Below are 21,014 nucleotides of genomic sequence, written 5' to 3'. Positions count from 1 at the left end.
CAGTCCTGCTAAACACTGCTGACGATATCTGTGATCTTTGAGATATGATCCTCGAGATATTCGATCAGCTCTTTCTGTTTCTGGATGAATTCCTCCTGGATCTCGATCTGCCTGAGATAGCCGTCAAGAAGCTCATCACGTTTTTTTAGTTCCTGTATAAAATCAATCTCCATAAAAACAACCTCTCTTTCTTGAAAAAAGTATAGCAGAAATGCAGAAAAAAGCGAATTCCCGGAAATGACCCATTGGGCAATCTGACTGTGGATAAATCTCCATTATAAGATTGAAAATGAGCAGATATAAGGCCTCTGTCTGAAAGAATGGATAAGATTCGGTGTATAACTTTTGTGAAAAAGAACAGCAGAAAAAACTATAAACACAGTTTTTTCTGCTGAAGATAATTATCCACAAAATAGAAAAAATAATTTCGTCACTTTTTACAATGACTTATACACACCTTTGAACAGTAACTTTTTTGCTGTGAAAATTTCCGGATTTATAATTTATGATTGACGAAAACACAAATGGGAGGGTATTATCGTATTATAAGATCTTTGGAAAAAAGGCCGAAGAGGAAAGGAAGAGAAGAGTATGAAGAAAAGTTTTTTAAAGAAAATGCTGGCATTGTCCGTAGCTGCGGCAGTGACAGTGACTTCTGCGCCTGGGGTATATGCAGGGGAGACTGAAATTGCAGGAATTTCAGAGTTCTCGGATGGTACAGAGGAAAATGCAGCAGAAAATAATGTGGTTTCGCAGGAAGAAAGCGAATCGGATGAAGCTGCCCAGGTGTCTGATGGAAGTGCAGATGAAGGGCAGGTATCTCAGAATCCTGATGCAGAGGAATTCGGAGATGGAACAGAAGAACCAGTTGCTGCTGGTGCAGAAGTATTTGATGACGGTGCAGAGGCAGCAGGGGATACAGAGGAGATTAAGGACAGGTATTCCCATAATATTATGGAAGAGGATGGACAGTGGCATGGCTGGATCGGCTATGAGAATGATGATGGAACCCTGACTGTTACCGGATGGGGAAAACCGGGTGGAAACATTGATGTGTATCTGCTGAGGATTCCCGGTACTATCAATGGGAAAAAGGTAACAGCCATTGGTCCGTATATTGGAAGTTCCACGGATTATTCTAACAGATTCTGGATCTTCGATCCTCAGACCATAAGGGCTATCGAGATTCCGGATTCGGTTACGAAAGTTGTAAGGGGCAGTAAGTGTAATTACTATGGTATATTTGGGGCATTCAGAAATCTGGAAGACCTGACGTTGCCGAATAATTCGGAATTCAGAGCGGATTTTTCAGATACCGGCTGGTTGTTTGATGATTATTATGAAGATAAGGAGAAACAGCCTAAGCTGAAATCGGTGAAAATGTATAACAGTGCTTCCTGGAACAAGTATGGTTCACTTTATCATGGCCTGGGTGAAACAGTTACTTCTTTAGTAATATATGGAAATGATGTATATGAAGAGTTTGATTATGAGCTTTGGAAGAAGGTGGAAAAGACAGAATTGACAATTCCTGGTTCTTTTACTCAGGTTGAAACGGTAGTATTTAATGGAAATGCTGACAGGCTAAATATATGGTATGATGATAACGTTAAAATTGTTTATACTACGGGTAGTTTCAGTCGTGTAATAGCGAGTGATTGTCCGAAACTTACGGAAATTAATACAGAGTGTGCGTTTGAATCTTTAAGTCTGGAGGAGTGTCCGGAGCTTACTACTTTAAATACAAAAGCCAATTTGCAGACAGTCTGGACAGACGAATTAAGAAATTGCCCGAAGTTCCCTCTTTCTACAGTAAGAGTAAGAATACCGAGTGGGAATCGGGTAAGTGCCTGCACTTTTGGAAACTCGCAGGTAGAAACCGTCAATCTGGATTTGTCAAATATGAAGGCATCTTTCAGTCTGGATACAGCGGCATTCTGCAAAGCACAACGTTTAAAACAGATTAATGTAGTGAAGGAAAATTGCGGTTATTATTCTGTAGATGGTATTCTGTACTGGAAATGGGATCCTACAGAAGATTCCTATCAGAGATTTCCGACCAGACAGCTGATCTTCTATCCACCGGCAAAGAATCCGGGAGGAACTTATACACTGCCTACAGATACGACATCCATCAGTGAATTCGCATTTTATGGAAGTAAACTGGACAAGGTCATTATTCCGGATAATATTACAGGAAATTATCAATGGACGAAAGTGCCTGAAAGTTATGGAAGCTATTCCCAATATTTTGAGGAATTTAAAAATGTGCGGTATATGGGAATCGGAAGTTTAAGTACTGTGAAATTTGCCATGGTCCGCGGTTCCAGTGCAACAAGTTTTAAATGGAACTGGGAAGGCTCTGATGCAGCGGAAGAAAGTGAGTTAGATCAGTCCAGAATTATTTTCTACACTGGAGGAACTTACAAGATTAATTATGATTTGGGTGGCGGTCAGAACAATTCAGGAAACCATACCAGTTATGTGGCAGGTGAGACAGAATCCTATCCGCTTCTGGCGCCGACAAGGAAGGGATATACATTCCAGGGATGGGAAGATGAAGATGGCAGTGAGGTAACAGATACGAAACTGCTGGAAGGCGCATATCGAGACAGAACATTTACAGCAGTCTGGAAGAAAAATGCGGCAACGCCAACGCCGAAACCGACGGCGACGCCGAAACCAACCCCGAAGCCGACAGCAACGCCAAAGCCAACCGCAAAACCAACGGCAACGCCGAAGCCGACTGCGAAACCGACAGCAACGCCGAAGCCGACTGCGAAACCGACAGCAACCCCGAAGCCGACCGCAAAACCAACAGCGACGCCGAAGCCAACGACAACCCCAGCTCCATCCGGAGATAAGACAGTTATTACGAAAGATACATTTAAAAACTGGGATAGTACATCCGCTGATATTGCAGAAACGATCAAAAAGATTGAAGATGATGTTCTGGAAGGAACACAGATATATAGCTTGTATTTTTATGGGGATGCCCCAGAAATGTCAGAGAATATGTTCCGAGGCAGGGCATTAACGGCGTATTATCCGAAAAACAATCCGACCTGGACCAAGGATAAACTTCAAAGTTATGGTGGAACCTGGATAACCTGGTCTGCCTGGGATCCAGAAAGCAGAGATATATATGGAGCGGATCTGAAGAGTTATGGGGAACTGAGCCTGCGATATACTACAATGCCATATACCGGAGCGGCACAGAAAATGAAGGTTTATGTGAAAGATAAATCCTATCATGGTGATTTTGGAGACCAGTTCCTTGATGAAGGGCTTGATTATAAGGTTACTTGGAAGAATAATGTAAATGTGGGAACAGCAACAGTGACTGTAACTGGAATAAAAGGACGGTACCAGGGAACGCTGACCGCAACCTTTAAGATTGTTCCGGGAACGAATAAGATTACAGCTTCCAGTGTAAAGAAAACCCAGAGCACGAAGAAACAGACCTTCTCCTTGAAGGCAAAAGACCTGTATAAGGCGAACCTCACATATAAGTCGGATAATAAGAGCGTTACCGTTGACAAGAATGGAAAGGTGACAATCGCAGCGAAATTTGCGGGAGCAGCTACCATTACCATAAAGGCGGCATCCAGCAGGAATTATAAATCCGGTTCAAAGAAGGTCACAGTTTCTGTAACTCCATCCAAGGTATCCTTGAGCAAGGCCACTAACGTAAGCGGCAGAAAGCTCTCCGCCCAGTGGAAACGAAACAGCAGTGCACAAGGTTACCAGGTTCAGTACGCAACAGGCAGTAATTTTAAGACCGGCCTGAAAACAAAGACCATCAAAAAGAATTCAACTGTAAAAGCTACGCTTACTTCTCTGACAAAGAATAAAACCTATTATGTCAGAGTCAGGGCCTATACGAAAAAAGGAGGAAAAACACTGTATTCTTCCTGGAGTAATGTGAAGTCTGTAAAAATTAAAAAGTAATTACAGAAACATACGATTGAACACAGAGTGAACAGTAATACAGCACATAAAAATCAGTAATCTGATCACATTTCAGGAATCCTGCGAAAACCTGTCAGGAGAGCCCGGGTTCTTCATGAGAGCGAGGAGAGGGTCAGGGAATGGCTGAATAAAAATAAAGGTGTGGTCATGATTTACCGTACAATAAAAAATCCTGCCGAATCTTGAAATGGATTCAGCAGGATTTTTTTATTTCAGGGATTATTTTTTGTTCTGTTCAACTTCTTTTAACATCATAGCGCGAACTTTCAGTGGAAGTCCGAACAGTGTGATGAATCCGTCTGCATCGTGGTGGTCATAGAGGTCACCTGTTGTGAAGGATGCAAGAGATTCATTGTACAGGCTGTATGGAGAAGTTGTACCGGCTTTGATGATGTTGCCTTTGTACAGTTTCCGGTTATGGAATAAGCGGGGACACTATGCTGTCAGTTAATTGATTTTAAACTGGCATTGTTGTATGATAATTTATAAGCTTTTATGAAAACTATAGAAAAGGAAAAAGGGGAAATTATATGAAGAGGTAGTCACTGTAAGGTATGTGGTGCTGTGATCAAAAAGCAGAAGACAACAGCCAAACTGAAACCGACTATTTCACTGACAGCGTCCTCTCTGAAACTGAAAACAGGACAGTCCACAACCGCATTCAAAGCATCAGGATTAGCCAAAGGAGATTATGTTAAAAAGGTTACGTCCAGCGATACAGGAGTTGTAAAAGTATCAGCTGTAAAGAAAGATGGGACCTTTAAGCTGACAGCAGGTAAGAAAACAGGAAATGCTTCTGTTACTGTTACCCTTGCAAGTAAGAAAACGGTATCTTTCAAAGTGGCTGTGAAGAAGAGTACAGTGAAAACTACAAAGATTACTTCTACAGTCAAAAAACTGACACTTGCCAAAGGAACCACCTATACGAAACTGGCATCATCAATTACAGTCGCTCCGGTAACCAGTCAGGAAAAAATTACCTATAGTTCATCTGATAAAAAGATAGTTACCGTAACATCTAAAGGTGTGGTAAAAGGACTGCGTAAGGGAACTGCGACAATCACTATTCGAAGCGGCTCAAAGAAAATAACCTGCAAAATAACTGTAAAATAAGCAGTTATAAGAATACAACAATATCATATATCTAAGGAGGAACAGATATGAAAAAAATCAAAAATCTGGTCATTGCATTATTCCTGGCGTTTACATTTATTGTAGCGGATTTTGCAGCAGCACCAGTCACAGCACAGGCAGCCGGTACTCTTAAATTTGCGAAGTCCATAACGATGTTGAAGGGAAATCAAATAGGGTATGGAATCATGAATTCAGTGAAATCTGATAAGATCCTGAATTTGAAATGCAGTAATACCAATGTAGCGACAGTGAAAAAAGAGAAGTTCATTGATGACTATACGATTACTATAAAAGCTAAAAAACAAGGTACTACTACAGTATCATTTACTGTAAAGAGAAAAAATGGAAAAAAATATTCTTTTAAATCCAAGATTTCCGTTTACAATTATACGAATCCGCTGAATAAATGTGTAGTTGGAAAAAAGGATTATAAGAAACAGCTTGATAAGAAAAATACGGTCACAGTTTCTTCCAGCTCTCCTAAAAAGGGAAAAATAAATATTACTGCGAAGAAAGGTTATAAGATAGAAGCAATATATTACAGTGAATATGGAACAGGAGTACAGAAAAAGATTAAGAATGGAAGTAGCATCACTTTAGACAGCCAGCACTATCTGCAGATTATTTACAAAGATACCAGAAAGAATTATTCTTATGCAGTAAGTCTCTATGGTTCTTTATAATGTATAAATGCGGCAGCCGCACCGGCAGGATCTTTGCCGGGCGGCTGTCCTTTTTTGTAAATTGTGGGAGACGCAATACAGTGAAGATTGTAAGAAAGAAAAAATTGTGATACTGTTAAAGAAAAAGGATTCAGGAGGAAAAAGAGTATGAAGAGGTTCAAAAAAGTATCAATACTGTTATTGGTATGTCTGATGCTTAGTGTAATGGTAATGCCTGTTTCCGTAAGTGCTGCAAAGCTGAATAAAAAGAGTGTTTCGCTCAATGTTGGCAAAACTTACACATTAAAGGTATCGGGAATCAAAGGGAAGATCACCTGGACAAGCAGTCAAAAGAGTGTAGCAACGGTTTCTTCTAAAGGAGTTGTAAAAGCCAAAAAGAAGGGAAATACGGTAATTACAGCCAAATATGGAAAGAAAAAATTTATTTGTAAAGTGACAGTTAAGCAGCCAGTAAAAAGCATAAAGCTGAATAAAACATCAGCTACACTTAAAAAGGGGAAATCTCTTACTTTAAAAGCAACAATTTCTCCAAGCAGTGCTAACAATAAAGCGGTAACTTGGAGTTCAAGCAATAAAAAAGTAGCAACAGTATCTTCAAAAGGTGTTGTGAAAGCTGTTGGAAATGGAACTGCCACAATTACAGTGAAAGTGAAAGATGGAAGTGGGAAGAAAGCAACTTGTAAAATTACGGTAGGAACAACGAATACACCATCTAATAACACTACAATTCATACAGCTATTATTGGAGTAAAGCTGAATTTAGGTATGATAAATGTTGTCTATGGAAATCATGAATTACATACCAAAATTGATCTGACAGGAGACGGAAATGCAGATCAGCTTGATATCCAAGCCACAGGAACTGGATGGTCTGATAATAAATTTAATGGCACGTTATCAATATCTGTAAATGGGAAAAATGCACAGAAGTTTGCATTATCGAGTGATAATGTTTGTATATCCTATATAGCATTAAAAAATAATATTCAGATAATACGAGTTCAAAGTGGTTATTCATATTCCGAAGACGATTTCTTTATTCAATATAATAAGGCAACTAATAAATTTCAAACAGTATTAAATGAAAAATTGGGTGGTTTTTCACATGCTTACACCATACTTGATGATATAGCATTTAATGGAAATAATACGATCAAAATAAAATACTTAATTCAACCATATCTTATAGGCGCAGTTAATGTGGAATATACTTATGTATATTCAAATGGTGTATTTAAAAGAGCGTCTGATACAGCCGTTGCAACTTCTTTATATTACAAAGACAAGAGTAAATTAACCTCAGAGTATTATCAGGATGGTTACCAAAATTATTTTTATGATAATAAATTTGTAGCAATGAAAAATCTTGTTTTTTATAGTTCTCCAAGTGGGAAAAATAACTTTACTCTAAAAAAAGGTGCTGTTGCTACTTTAGAGGGATTTTGTTCAAAAGACAATAATAACTATATGATTTTTAAATACAATGGACAGAGAGGATATATCAAGTTAGATGACAATCAGAAAGATTCTTTTTACGGAGTTTCCAAAAGGATGGTAGGTTAGTAAAAAAATTCAAGATTGCAACAGCCTTTGGAAAACAGCATCAAAAAGAGGGAATCACGAAAGTGATTCCCTCTTGTAAAAAGACTTATTTTATGCGAGGTTGTGTTAGAAATTATTCTCCGAAGTATCTCTTAAGCAGACCTGCGAATGCTTTTCCGTGTCTAGCTTCATCGCGAGCCATTTCATGCACTGTGTCATGGATAGCGTCAAGGTTAGCTGCTTTTGCACGTTTAGCAAGGTCAACTTTACCAGCTGTAGCACCGTTCTCAGCCTCTACACGCATCTGAAGGTTCTTCTTTGTGCTGTCTGTTACAACTTCACCTAATAATTCAGCGAATTTAGCAGCGTGTTCTGCTTCTTCGTAAGCAGCTTTCTCATAGTATAAACCAACTTCCGGATATCCTTCTCTGTGAGCTACTCTGGCCATTGCAAGGTACATACCAACCTCAGAGCATTCACCCTGGAAGTTTGCTCTTAAATCTTCGATGATGTCTTCGCTGACGCCCTGAGCAACACCTACAACGTGCTCAGCTGCCCATGTCATTTCTTCGCCCTGTTTGATGAATTTGTCTGCTGGTGCTTTACATACTGGACAGACTTCCGGAGCGTTCTCGCCTTCATAAACATAACCACATACACTACATACCCATTTTGTCATAATTAAAATCTCCTTTTCTTTTAATGAATTTATTAATTGGATGCCGGATAAAAATCTGTTTGTTTTCGGCATCGTTTGGTTCTTTGGTGCTTTCCGCATGTGCGGTAGAAAAAGTAATTTTTGATAATAGTAATCATTACTATTTTCTACGTTCTTAGGTTACCATACTTGATTGAAAAAGTCAAGTTTTATTTTATCTTTTTTGCGACCTTTTATCATTAATTGTATAGATAAAAAATTGTGTTCATCTTGACATTAAATATGGTAGGTATTTTAGAGAATAACTTTAATTTTCATCAGAAGTATTCTCGGAAGTATCGGACTCATTTACTGTTTCTTTTAAACAGTCTTCGCATAGTCCGAAGAATCTTGCGCTGTAATCTGTAATCTTTCCGCCAAAGTTCTCACCTGCAAGTTCCATAATATGGTGGATCTTCTCATTCTCCAGATCAATGATCCGCTCACATCTGGTACACATGAAATGGCAGTGCCTCTCGGTTCGACCGTCAAAGTGATCCGCTCCGGCGAAAGAGGAAAGCTTCTTGATCTCTCCCAGATCAGCCAGCAGAGATAGGTTGCGATATACCGTGCCGAGGCTGATATTTGGATAGATAAGTTTCATATTCTCATATACCACGTCTGCTGTGGGATGATCTGTCCTGCTTCGCAGAAATTCTTTGATAGATTCTCTCTGACGGCTGTATTTCAGTGTCGCCATGGTATTCCTCCCTTCTCTGAACTACAGTAACTTTAATTGCTTATTTAATAACAATAATCATTACTGATATTGTTACTATACAATACTTGATTTAAATTGTCAAGATATTATTTTGAAAAGAACAAAAAAATGATGCAGCATTAAAAGGAGTGAACTTCTGGATAAGACATCAGAAATATAAAAGCAGACAATTTTAATGTGGGTTTACAAACCCACCGAAATGTGCTATATTTTCCCTATAACAGGAAATAACTATTTCCTATAACTAGCAGCGTTTCACAATCACAGAGCGAACCGCTGTCACGAAATAATACAAACTCATTGAAGAAGAGAGTACATTTGCAGACCGCATTACAGAGAAATCCCCACGGATCACAATAAACAGATTCCAAGGCTGAGAGGGATATGCAAGGAGCAGATCGAAGATGGCTTCCGAGAGGCACTGCTGAGAGTCAACAGCTTTAGGCAGCGACAGGCACGCCTGTTACAGCGTAGAGGTATCACAACGTACCTCCCAAGGTTTCCCCGCGCGAGCCCGGAAATGAACAGAAGTGGTAACACGGGTAATACTCGTCTTCTCAGATATTCTGAGGAGACGTTTTTTTATTTCTCCCAACACCAGTTCCTTCCCATCATGAAGAATTTATGTTTTTCTTCTATAAATAAGGAATAGTTGTTATCATTTCAAAAACCAGCCTGGGAAATTATTTCCCGGGCGTCCACATTCAAAAAAGGAGACCAAAACTAATGGAAAAACAAAAATACTACATCACCACCGCCATTGCCTACACATCCGGCAAACCGCACATCGGCAACACCTATGAAGTAGTCTTAGCCGACGCCATCGCCCGCTACAAACGCCAGCAGGGCTATGACGTATTCTTCCAGACCGGAACCGACGAACATGGTCAGAAGATCGAATTAAAAGCAGAAGAAGCCGGTATCACCCCAAAAGAATTCGTAGACAACGTATCCGGTGAGATCAAAAGAATCTGGGATCTGATGAACACATCCTATGACAAATTCATCAGAACTACAGACGAAGACCACGAAAAACAGGTCAAGAAAATCTTCAAGAAAATGTACGCAAAAGGCGACATCTATAAAGGACACTATGAAGGAATGTACTGCACACCATGTGAATCCTTCTTCACAGAATCCCAGCTTGTAGACGGCAAATGCCCAGATTGCGGCCGCCCATGCGTACCTGCAAAAGAAGAAGCATACTTCTTCAAAATGAGCAAATACGCTGACAAACTCATCGATTACATCAACACTCACCCGGATTTCATCCAGCCGGAATCCCGTAAGAACGAAATGATGAACAACTTCCTTCTCCCGGGCCTTCAGGATCTCTGCGTATCCAGAACATCTTTCAAATGGGGAATCCCGGTAGACTTTGACCCGAAACATGTAGTCTATGTATGGCTTGACGCCCTCACAAACTACATCACAGGAATCGGCTACGACTGCGACGGAGAAAGCACAGAACAGTTCAAAAAACTTTGGCCTGCAGACCTGCACCTGATCGGAAAAGACATCATTCGTTTCCATACAATTTACTGGCCGATCTTCCTGATGTCACTGGATCTGCCACTTCCGAAACAGGTATTCGGACATCCGTGGCTTCTTCAGGGCGATGGAAAGATGAGTAAATCCAAAGGAAACGTAATCTATGCAGACGAACTGGTAGACTTCTTCGGTGTAGATGCAGTCCGTTACTTCGTACTTCACGAAATGCCATTCGAGAACGACGGTGTCATCACATGGGAACTAATGGTAGAGCGTCTGAACTCCGAGCTTGCAAACACCCTTGGAAACCTCGTAAACCGTACAATCTCCATGTCCAACAAATACTTTGGCGGCGTTGTAGAGAACAAAGGTGTAACAGAGCCAGTAGATGATGATCTTAAGAACTTCATCCTCTCCGTACCTGCAAAAGTAAACGAAAAAATGGATAAACTTCGTGTAGCAGACGCAATGACAGAAGTATTCACAATCTTCAAACGCTGCAACAAATACATCGATGAAACAATGCCATGGGCACTTGCAAAAGACGAAGAGAAGAAAGACCGACTTGCAACTGTTCTCTACAACCTTGTTGAGGGAATCTGTATCGGTGCAACTCTGCTGAAATCCTTTATGCCGGAAACAACAGAGAGAATCCTTGCTCAGTTAAATGCTCAGGACAGAGAGTTAGAAGATCTTAAGACATTTGGTCTCTATCCATCAGGAAACAAAGTAACTGAGAAACCTGAGATCCTTTTTGCCCGCCTTGACCTCAAAGAAGTAATGGCAAAAGTAGCAGAACTTCATCCACCAAAGGCTGAAGAGCCTGCAAAAGAAGAGAATGAAGATGTGATCGATCTCGAAGCAAAACCAGAGATCACGTTTGAAGATTTTGGCAAACTCCAGTTCCAGGTTGGAAAGATCATCAAATGTGAAGAAGTAAAGAAATCCAAGAAACTTCTCTGCTCCCAGGTACAGATCGGCAGCCAGGTACGCCAGATCGTATCCGGAATCAAAGCACACTACAGTACAGAAGAAATGGTAGGCAAGAAAGTTATGGTTGTTACAAATCTTAAACCAGCTAAACTTGCCGGAGTACTCAGCGAAGGAATGATCCTCTGCGCAGAAGACGCAGACGGAAATCTTTCCCTGATGGTACCTGAGAAAGAAATGCCTGCAGGAGCAGAAATCTGCTAAGATCAGAATTTTGAAATACAGAAAATTCTGCTGCAATTTAGGTTATAAAAACTTCAAGTAATTAATATAATCTATATGGGCTGTGAAAAACTTTATACTTAAGAGAAAATCATTCCCGGAAAACCGCGATATTCATGAAATTAATACGGTTTTTCGGGAATTTTTTGTCTATTTAAGGAAAAATTGGTTATATGACAGATTTGTGACCGGCAGATGATATACTTATGACAATAAAAATAAAGGAGAATTTTGCCTTTTTAACGGATTCACCACAGGAGTAAACCTGAATGGTGAAAATTTTATCCAGAAATGGAGTAAGGAGGAGAACTATGAATAAGAAAAACAAAGCCAAACGTTATCTGGCGGGACTTTTGACTGTGCTGATGATCTTTCAGCAGTCGGGAATGAACAGTATTCTGGCAGACAGTGACGAGATTCCGGTGACTTTCGCAGCGGAAGAGGAGCTGGCAGGATATGATGAAGTACAGGAGTACGAGGGACAGGCTCAGGTGGAAGAAACAGTGGAAGAGCCTGTCACAGAAGAAGTGATGGAGGAAGAACCAATACAGCCCGAAGAAACAGAAGAACCGGAAGAGCCATCACAGCCCGAAGAATCAGGAGAACCGGAAGAGCCATCACAGCCTGAAGAACCTGGAGAACCGGAGGATCCATCACAGCCTGAGGAATCAGGAGATCCGGAAGAAACAATGCAGCCCGAAGAACCTGGAGATTCAGAGGAACCGGAGCAGCCTGAGATTACAGAGATACCGAAACTGACAGCTACACCGGAGCCGGAGCAGACGGAAGTTCCGAAAACAGATTTCTCATATGAAGATGAAAGTATTTCTGTGACAGCTGCAGCTGAAGAGAGTGCAGGATTGCCGCAGGATGCACAACTGAAGGTTGAAAATCTTCTGAACACAGACCCACAGAGATACGAGGGAGAAAAATCTGAAATGAATTCCTTGCTTGGAATTGATGGAGAGATTTTTACAGCGGAATATCTGCTGTATGATATCTATTTCTGGTCAGAAACAGCAGGCGGACGGGTTGAGCCGGCAGATGGAAGTGTGAAAGTGCAGATGAATTTTACAGAGCCTCAGCTGGTGAAAAACACACAGGAACAGATTGTTCGGAGTAATCTGAAGGTTTATGTAAACAGACAGGAAGATACAGCAGCCCAGTTTGATACAAATGAAGCAGAGGCAGTTCAGGGTGCAGCTTTTTCTGCTGTGAACATGGGAACTGCTGCAATTGTCCGTATAAATGAGATGAAGAAAAATGAGCAGCTCGTTTATACATATGAGGACAGTGAAGTAGTGGTAACTGCTACGCTGGCAGCACCGGATGCAGTGCCGGATGAAGCTGAGTTCAGAGTTACCAGAGTAACTCCACAGACTGCAGGATATAATTATGATGTCTATATGCAGGCATTAAATAACAATGCAGAAATGATCTCTCCTGATAATTCAGCCAATGGGCAGGAGAGTGATGTATATACAGAAAAGAATACACTTCTTTATGATATTGCATTTCTGGTGGATAAGACAGATGAAAACGGAAATGTGATTCCAGGGGAAAAAGAAGAATACCAGCCTACAGAAGGCGCGGTAAATATTTCCTTTGATTTTAAGAAGAGTCAGCTTACGCAGGAAGTTGAAGCTGAGAAGGCAGAAGAGATCGCAGTTGTTCATCTGCCTCTGGATGAAGCTACGAAGGAATCTGTGGATACAACTGCAGATGCTACAGACATTTCAGCAGGAAATATTAATGTAGAAGTAGTTTCGGAAGCAGAAGTTCAGCTGGAAACAGAAGCAGCGGATTTTGACCTGAATAATTTCTCACTGGTTGCTTTTGTAAATGTGAACGGACAGGAGTTGAATCCTGGAACACTGCAGAATTATTGGAGTATTCTGGGAAATGCTATCTACTATGGTGTGACTGCGAATACGATTAATAAAGATGCTCATATGGATACCAATTTTGCTACGAAATATTTTACCGGCAGTGGTAATGTTACAGCTGGCGCATACACGGGAAATAACGGAGATGCCAACAATGGTGGTGTGTATGTGATCGCGGATATGAGCAGCGATTCGTCATTGAAGATCGATGGAAAGAATTCAGATGTCTGGTGTACAGATGCCATAAAAGACAGACTGAGTCTGGAAGTAAATGGAAAAGGCCAGAAGACGATTTTTGCGAAAGGTGCTCTGGAAGTTTATGTGGACAGACTGATCGCAAGTGTATCGAAAGTATCTGCAAGTATGGCAGATGAGGTAAGTTATCAGGTTAAGAATCAGAATGAAGTGATGAACCAGGCGGAGATCGATATTTCTGAACGTCCGGAAGGAACTTATTATATCGATGGCGACTGGCTGAACGATATAAGTGAAGGAGCACTGCGGATTAAAAAGAAGTCCGATCAGACCATTGTATTCAACTATAAAGGTACCAGCGTAAATCTGAAGAGATTTGAGATCTGGGATACAGACCGCGAAAGTGGATATATGCAGAGTACCACATCCAGTGCATCTGCGGATCAGTATGCGAGAACCGTTGTGTTCAATATGCCGAATGCAACCGATGTTACTTTTGCCAGCGGTATGTTTGGTATTTTCCTGGCACCGAAGGCGACTGTGCATGGACTGGGTGGAACAAGTTCAGGATGGCTGGTTGTGGATACACTTGATAAGAATGGTTCAGAATGGCATTGTGTATGGAGTGATATGCCGGATTCTAGTCATATTCCTGTTCCGGCGCAGCTGACTGCAATCAAGACAGTAAACGGTGACAGACCTGGGGATGATGAGAAATTCAGGTTCAAGCTTGAGATATATAATAAGGAATGGAGAAAATGGGCGCAGGTTGAAATTCTTCCGAATAAAGGAAATTTTGTAACATTCACTTCGATGACATTTCGGGCAGATGGACAGTATTATTATCGTATTTCTGAATACGGTGAGGTGGATGGATATATTAAGGATGATACGGTTTACATTGCAGTGATCACTGTATCGTCAGATTCTCAGATTTCCGGAGATACAACGATTACTTCTTATAAGATTGATTCTGTGAAATATTACAGAGCTTCTGATCTGGAGGAGGTAACAGAGGATAATCTGGTTCCGGCCGCCGCGTTTGATAATACGAGGCAGGAAGAGGAGAAAATAGAAACAAGTGTATGTAAAGAATGGGATGATGCAGACAATCAGGATGGAAAACGTCCGCAAAGTATTCTGGTACAGTTATATGCCAATGGTCAGAAACTGGGAGAACCGGTTGTACTGAACGAGGGTAATGGATGGAGTTATGGATGGAGCGATCTTCCGGTTAAACAGGATGGGCAAACAGTTGTTTATTCTGTGAAAGAAGTTGGAAGAATTCCAGGCTATGAATCTACAGTAACTGGAGATGTGCAGACCGGATTTGTCATCACGAACAGCCACACGCCAGAATTAACAAACATCTCCGGCGAAAAGATCTGGGACGATGGAGACAACCAGGACGGAAAACGCCCGGAAAGCATCACCGTAAATCTCTTTGCAAATGGAGAGAAGATAGACAGTAAGGCAGTAAAAGCCGATGCAGAAGGAAACTGGAAGTACAGCTTCAAGAACCTGCCGAAATATGCGGATGGACAGCTGATCAGTTACACAGTGACTGAGGATGCTGTACCGGAGTATACGACAGAGATTTCAGGAACCACCATCATCAACAAGTACCAGCCCGGAAAAACCAGCATCAGCGTAATAAAGGCATGGGAAGATGGAAATAACCAGGACGGTTTACGCCCAACAGACATTAAAGTGCAGCTTTACGCAGACGGAAGCAAGCAGGGAGAAGAAATCACCCTGAATGCAGGAAACCAGTGGAGCTACACCTGGAGTGACCTGGACGAAATGAAATCCGGCCAGAAAATCGTTTATACTGTAAAAGAAGTAGGAAAGATTGCCGGCTACGACACTGTGATCAGCGGAGAAGCGAAAACTGGCTACGTGATCACGAACAGCCACACCCCAGAATTAACAAAAATCTCCGGCGAAAAGATCTGGGACGATGGAGACAACCAGGACGGAAAACGCCCGGAAAGCATCACGGTAAACCTTTTCGCGAATGGCGAGAAGATAGACAGTAAGGCAGTGAAAGCCGATGCAGAAGGAAACTGGAAGTACAGCTTCAAGAACCTGCCGAAATATGCGGATGGACAGCTGATCAGTTACACAGTGACTGAGGATGTTGTACCGGAGTATACGACAGAGATTTCAGGAACCACCATCATCAACAAGTACCAGCCCGGAAAAACCAGCATCAGCGTAATAAAGGCATGGGAAGATGGAAATAACCAGGACGGTTTACGCCCAACAGACATTAAAGTGCAGCTTTACGCAGACGGAAGCAAGCAGGGAGAAGAAATCACCCTGAATGCAGGAAACCAGTGGAGCTACACCTGGAGTGACCTGGACGAAATGAAATCCGGCCAGAAGATTTCCTACACTGTAAAGGAAGCAGGAAAGGTTACCGGCTACGACACCGTGATCAGCGGAGAAGCCAAGACCGGTTATGTGATCACGAACAGCCACACCCCGGAATTAACAAACATCTCCGGCGAAAAGATCTGGGACGATGGAGACAACCAGGACGGAAAACGCCCGGAAAGCATCACCGTAAATCTCTTTGCAAATGGAGAGAAAATAGACAGTAAGGCAGTAAAAGCCGATGCAGAAGGAAACTGGAAGTACAGCTTCAAGAACCTGCCGAAATATGCGGATGGACAGCTGATCAGTTACACAGTGACTGAGGATGTTGTACCGGAGTATACGACGGAAATTTCAGGAACCACCATCATCAACAAGTACCAGCCCGGAAAAACCAGCATCAGCGTAATAAAGGCATGGGAAGATGGAAACAACCAGGACGGTTTACGCCCAACAGACATTAAAGTGCAGCTTTACGCAGACGGAAGCAAGCAGGGAGAAGAAATCACCCTGAATGCAGGAAACCAGTGGAGCTACACCTGGAGTGACCTGGACGAAATGAAATCCGGCCAGAAAATCGTTTATACTGTAGAAGAAGTAGGAAAGATTGTCGGCTACGACACTGTGATCAGCGGAGAAGCGAAAACTGGTTATGTGATCACGAACAGCCACACCCCGGAATTAACAAACATCTCCGGCGAAAAGATCTGGGACGATGGAGACAACCAGGACGGAAAACGCCCGGAAAGCATCACCGTAAATCTCTTTGCAAATGGAGAGAAAATAGACAGTAAGGCAGTAAAAGCCGATGCAGAAGGAAACTGGAAGTACAGCTTCAAGAACCTGCCGAAATATGCGGATGGACAGCTGATCAGTTACACAGTGACTGAGGATGTTGTACCGGAGTATACGACGGAAATTTCAGGAACCACCATCATCAACAAGTACCAGCCCGGAAAAACCAGCATCAGCGTAATAAAGGCATGGGAAGATGGAAACAACCAGGACGGTTTACGCCCAACAGACATTAAAGTGCAGCTTTACGCAGACGGAAGCAAGCAGGGAGAAGAAATCACCCTGAATGCAGGAAACCAGTGGAGCTACACCTGGAGTGACCTGGACGAAATGAAATCCGGCCAGAAAATCGTTTATACTGTAGAAGAAGTAGGAAAGATTGTCGGCTACGACACTGTGATCAGCGGAGAAGCGAAAACTGGTTATGTGATCACGAACAGCCACACCCCGGAATTAACAAACATCTCCGGCGAAAAGGTCTGGGACGATGGAGACAACCAGGACGGAAAACGCCCGGAAAGCATCACCGTAAATCTCTTTGCAAATGGCGAGAAGATAGACAGTAAGGCAGTAAAAGCCGATGCAGAAGGAAACTGGAAGTACAGCTTTAAGAACTTACCAAAATATGCGAATGGACAGCTGATCAGTTACACAGTGACTGAGGATGCTGTACCGGAGTATACGACGGAAATTTCAGGAACCACCATCATCAACAAGTACCAGCCCGGAAAGACCAGCATCAGCGTAATAAAGGCATGGGAAGATGGAAATAACCAGGACGGTTTACGTCCAACAGACATTAAAGTGCAGCTTTACGCAGATGGAAGCAAGCAGGGAGAAGAAGTAACCCTGAATGCAGGAAACCAGTGGAGCTACACCTGGAGTGGCCTGAACGAAATGAAGTCCGGCCAGAAGATTTCCTACACTGTAAAGGAAGCAGGAAAGGTTACCGGCTACGACACTGTGATCAGCGGAGAAGCGAAAACTGGTTATGTGATCACGAACAGCCACACCCCGGAATTAACAAACATCTCCGGCGAAAAGGTCTGGGACGATGGAGACAACCAGGACGGAAAACGCCCGGAAAGCATCACCGTAAATCTCTTTGCAAATGGAGAGAAGATAGACAGTAAGGCAGTAATAGCCGATGCAGAAGGAAACTGGAAGTACAGCTTCAAGAACCTGCCGAAATATGCGGATGGACAGCTGATCAGTTACACAGTGACTGAGGATGTTGTACCGGAGTATACGGCAGAGATTTCAGGAACCACCATCATCAACAAGTACCAGCCCGGAAAAACCAGCATCAGCGTAATAAAGGCATGGGAAGATGGAAATAACCAGGACGGTTTACGCCCAACAGACATTAAAGTGCAGCTTTACGCAGACGGAAGCAAGCAGGGAGAAGAAGTAACCCTGAATGCAGGAAACCAGTGGAGCTACACCTGGAGTGGCCTGGACGAAATGAAATCGGGCCAGAAAATCGTTTATACTGTAGAAGAAGTAGGAAAAATTGCCGGCTACGACACCGTGATCAGCGGAGAAGCGAAAACTGGCTACGTGATCACGAACAGCCACACGCCAGAACTAACAAAAATCTCCGGCGAAAAGATCTGGGACGATGCAGACAACCAGGACGGAAAACGCCCGGAAAGCATCACCGTAAATCTCTTTGCAAATGGCGAGAAGATAGACAGTAAGGCAGTAAAAGCCGATGCAGAAGGAAACTGGAAGTACAGCTTTAAGAACTTACCAAAATATGCGAATGGACAGCTGATCAGTTACACAGTGACTGAGGATGCTGTACCGGAGTATACGGCAGAGATTTCAGGAACCACCATCATCAACAAGTACCAGCCCGGAAAGACCAGCATCAGCGTAATAAAGGCATGGGAAGATGGAAATAATCAGGACGGTTTACGCCCAACAGATATCAAAGTGCAGCTTTACGCAGACGGAAGCAAGCAGGGAGAAGAAGTAACCCTGAATGCAGGAAACCAGTGGAGCTACACCTGGAGTGGCCTGGACGAAATGAAATCGGGCCAGAAGATTTCCTACACTGTAAAGGAAGCAGGAAAGGTTACCGGCTACGACACCGTGATCAGCGGAGAAGCGAAAACTGGTTATGTGATCACGAACAGCCACACCCCGGAATTAACAAACATCTCCGGCGAAAAGATCTGGGACGATGGAAACAACCAGGATGGAAAACGCCCGGAAAGCATCACCGTAAATCTCTTTGCGAATGGAGAGAAGATAGACAGTAAGGTAGTAAAAGCCGATGTAGAAGGAAACTGGAGCTACACTTTCCAGAACCTTCCTAAATATGCCAACGGCGAACCGATTATTTACACCGTGACTGAGGACACTGTAACCGATTATACAACCGAGGTTACCGGAACGACCATCACCAACAAGTACCAGCCCGGAAAGACCAGCATCACTGTAACTAAAGCGTGGGAAGACTTCAACGATCATAACGGCATCCGCCCATCCGAGATTAAAGTACAGCTTTACGCAGATGGAGAAGCCCAAGGAGAAGAAATCACCCTAAATGCCGAAAACCAGTGGACTCACATCTGGACGGATCTGGACGAAAGAAAAGCCGGTGAACTCATTGACTACACAGTCAAAGAAACAGAAAACACTGACAATTATGAAACAACCATCAGCGGTGATGCACACACTGGTTATATCATCACAAACACCCTGAAGACAGGAAATCTGGAACTGGAAAAACTGATTACAGGTGATCTGTCAGACGAAAAACTCACAGCAGAAGAAAAAGAAGCCCTGACATTCACAATAACCGGCCCATATGATTATCAGGAAACTGTTTACTACAGTGATTTCACAGATGGCAAATATCTTCTGAGTAGCCTGCCTCTTGGAGAATATCAGGTAATCGAAGCAAATGCAAAGATCCCTGGCTATGTCCTGACAGCAGACTATAGTGTAGAAGAAGGAACCACAGAAATCCTGCACAATGAGACCGCAACAGTAACCATCACCAATAACTACGAAACAACTTCTGTAAAAATAAGCAAGGTAGACATTACCAGCCACGAAGAACTGGAAGGCGCACACCTCCAGATCATCGATCAGGAAGGAAACATCGTAGACGAATGGGATTCCACAAAAACTGCTCATGAAACCACCGGTCTCAGAACCGGAGAAACCTATATTCTCCGTGAAACAGTGGCTCCTGACGATTACAACATCACCAATGACACAACCTTCGAGTTGAACGAAGACGGAACTATCAACACAGAAAAAACTACAACAACCATCAAAGATGGCATCCTGTTAGTAGAAGACACCATGAAAGAATACAGCGACGCCGATCTGACAGTAACCAAACATCTGACCACAAACGAAGGCGAAGAGATCAAAGCAGTAGATCAGACTTTCTATGTAGCTCTTTATGCAGACGAAGACTGCACAGAACGTGTTTCTGACATTAAACCGCTTGTATTCCAGAATGCATCCGTATCCTCTGTAACATTCACGAAACTGGAAAAAGACCACACGTATTATGTAGGTGAATGCGACGAGGAAGGAACCAGTTATCTGGCAAATGTAACTGCAGACGGAACTTTGTACACAGTAGAATTTCATGACGGAAATGTGGTGGAAATTGATAATCCGGATGGAAGCAAAGCAATCTACTTCGATAACCAGTTCGAAGAAATTCCGGATAATTTCTACAGAGACGGAAAACTGATTATTACCAAGAAACTTCTGAGAGCAGACGGAAAAGCGAAAAACAGTAGCCAGACCTTCTATGCCGGAATTTTCGCAGACGAAGAGTATACACAATTTGCTGAAGAAGCAGAAGAAAAGATCGTAGCACTGGATCTGGCAGGAAATTCTAAGGTAAGCAGATCTGTTACTATTGCCCTTCCGAATGAAGGAAATGTAACATTGTATGTAACGGAAGTAGATTCTGCTGGAAAACCGGTAGACGGAGCAACAGGATTCAAGTATGAGATCAGTGTAGAAAACGCTGAGATCACTTTGAATCAGGAGAATTATCAGGAAACTGTGGAAATAACCAACAAAGAAACTACACCAACTCCGACTCCGAAACCAAGTTCCACACCGACTCCAACAGTAACACCCGCGATCCCGACCTCCAACAGAACGCAGAAAACCCCTGGAAGTTTCACCGGAACATCTACGAGAACTGCAGTAAAAACCGGAGATACCACACCAATTGACGGATTTATCGCATTACTGGCAGCCGCCGCAGTGGTAACGGCAGCAGGTGTATACTTCAAGCGAAGAAGAAAAGCGAAATAAGATGC

General features: G+C 42.6%; 9 protein-coding genes and 1 pseudogene. 6 read left to right on the top strand and 4 right to left on the bottom strand.

The window, feature by feature from the left end; genetic code table 11:
• Positions 1–8: 8 nt before the first annotated feature.
• Positions 9–173 carry a hypothetical protein gene (locus R8695_RS16425; protein WP_167515506.1) on the bottom strand — a complete coding sequence of 55 codons (165 nt, stop codon included), beginning with the start codon at positions 171–173 and terminating at the stop codon, positions 9–11.
• 418 nt (positions 174–591) lie between these two features.
• On the opposite strand from R8695_RS16425, the gene R8695_RS16420 reads away from it, so the two are divergent.
• Positions 592–3,951, top strand: a complete 3,360-nt coding sequence (locus tag R8695_RS16420) for a leucine-rich repeat protein (RefSeq protein ID WP_154781065.1) — start codon at positions 592–594, stop codon at positions 3,949–3,951.
• A gap of 240 nt (positions 3,952–4,191) precedes the next feature.
• Here R8695_RS16420 and R8695_RS17800 read toward each other — a convergent pair.
• Positions 4,192–4,383 (bottom strand): annotated as a pseudogene (locus R8695_RS17800) (argininosuccinate synthase); the annotation flags it as partial.
• Between the two features lie 153 nt (positions 4,384–4,536).
• Here R8695_RS17800 and R8695_RS16410 point away from each other — a divergent pair.
• The 3 genes from R8695_RS16410 (at position 4,537) to R8695_RS16400 (ending at position 7,352) form a co-directional block, all read left to right on the top strand.
• The gene (locus R8695_RS16410; protein ID WP_154781066.1) at positions 4,537–5,085 is read left to right on the top strand and encodes an Ig-like domain-containing protein; all 549 of its coding nucleotides are present in this window, start codon (positions 4,537–4,539) and stop codon (positions 5,083–5,085) included.
• A 47-nt stretch (positions 5,086–5,132) separates the two neighbouring features.
• The gene (locus R8695_RS16405; protein WP_154781067.1) at positions 5,133–5,789 is read left to right on the top strand and encodes a hypothetical protein; all 657 of its coding nucleotides are present in this window, start codon (positions 5,133–5,135) and stop codon (positions 5,787–5,789) included.
• Positions 5,790–5,936: 147 nt separating this feature from the next.
• Positions 5,937–7,352: an Ig-like domain-containing protein gene (locus tag R8695_RS16400; RefSeq protein WP_118510018.1), complete on the top strand. Its 1,416-nt coding sequence runs from the start codon at positions 5,937–5,939 to the stop codon at positions 7,350–7,352.
• A gap of 112 nt (positions 7,353–7,464) precedes the next feature.
• Here the strand turns inward: R8695_RS16400 and R8695_RS16395 are convergent, their stop codons facing one another.
• On the bottom strand, positions 7,465–8,010 hold the full coding sequence (locus tag R8695_RS16395) for an NADH peroxidase (RefSeq protein ID WP_118510020.1): 546 nt from the start codon (positions 8,008–8,010) through the stop codon (positions 7,465–7,467).
• A 286-nt stretch (positions 8,011–8,296) separates the two neighbouring features.
• Complete coding sequence (locus tag R8695_RS16390) at positions 8,297–8,728, bottom strand: Fur family transcriptional regulator (RefSeq protein ID WP_118510022.1); 432 nt, start codon at positions 8,726–8,728, stop codon at positions 8,297–8,299.
• Between the two features lie 747 nt (positions 8,729–9,475).
• Here R8695_RS16390 and metG point away from each other — a divergent pair.
• Positions 9,476–11,434 (top strand): methionine--tRNA ligase, encoded by a 1,959-nt coding sequence (metG, locus tag R8695_RS16385; RefSeq protein WP_118510024.1) that lies wholly within the window; start codon positions 9,476–9,478, stop codon positions 11,432–11,434.
• Positions 11,435–11,763: 329 nt separating this feature from the next.
• On the top strand, positions 11,764–21,009 hold the full coding sequence (locus tag R8695_RS16380) for a Cna B-type domain-containing protein (RefSeq protein ID WP_317676191.1): 9,246 nt from the start codon (positions 11,764–11,766) through the stop codon (positions 21,007–21,009).
• Positions 21,010–21,014: the final 5 nt, after the last annotated feature.

This window comes from Blautia luti (genome assembly GCF_033096465.1).
In the GTDB taxonomy this organism is placed as follows: Bacteria; Bacillota; Clostridia; order Lachnospirales; family Lachnospiraceae; genus Blautia_A; species Blautia_A luti.
This window is presented reverse-complemented; position numbering and strand designations above follow the sequence as displayed.

What these genes read in the sequence shown, in the direction of transcription:
- R8695_RS16420 (WP_154781065.1), top strand. Translation starts at nt 592, where the DNA reads ATGAAGAAAAGTTTTTTAAAGAAAATGCTGGCATTGTCCGTAGCTGCG.
- R8695_RS16425 (WP_167515506.1), bottom strand. Translation starts at nt 173, where the DNA reads ATGGAGATTGATTTTATACAGGAACTAAAAAAACGTGATGAGCTTCTT.
- R8695_RS16395 (WP_118510020.1), bottom strand. Translation starts at nt 8,010, where the DNA reads ATGACAAAATGGGTATGTAGTGTATGTGGTTATGTTTATGAAGGCGAG.
- R8695_RS16405 (WP_154781067.1), top strand. Translation starts at nt 5,133, where the DNA reads ATGAAAAAAATCAAAAATCTGGTCATTGCATTATTCCTGGCGTTTACA.
- metG (WP_118510024.1), top strand. Translation starts at nt 9,476, where the DNA reads ATGGAAAAACAAAAATACTACATCACCACCGCCATTGCCTACACATCC.
- R8695_RS16400 (WP_118510018.1), top strand. Translation starts at nt 5,937, where the DNA reads ATGAAGAGGTTCAAAAAAGTATCAATACTGTTATTGGTATGTCTGATG.
- R8695_RS16390 (WP_118510022.1), bottom strand. Translation starts at nt 8,728, where the DNA reads ATGGCGACACTGAAATACAGCCGTCAGAGAGAATCTATCAAAGAATTT.
- R8695_RS16380 (WP_317676191.1), top strand. Translation starts at nt 11,764, where the DNA reads ATGAATAAGAAAAACAAAGCCAAACGTTATCTGGCGGGACTTTTGACT.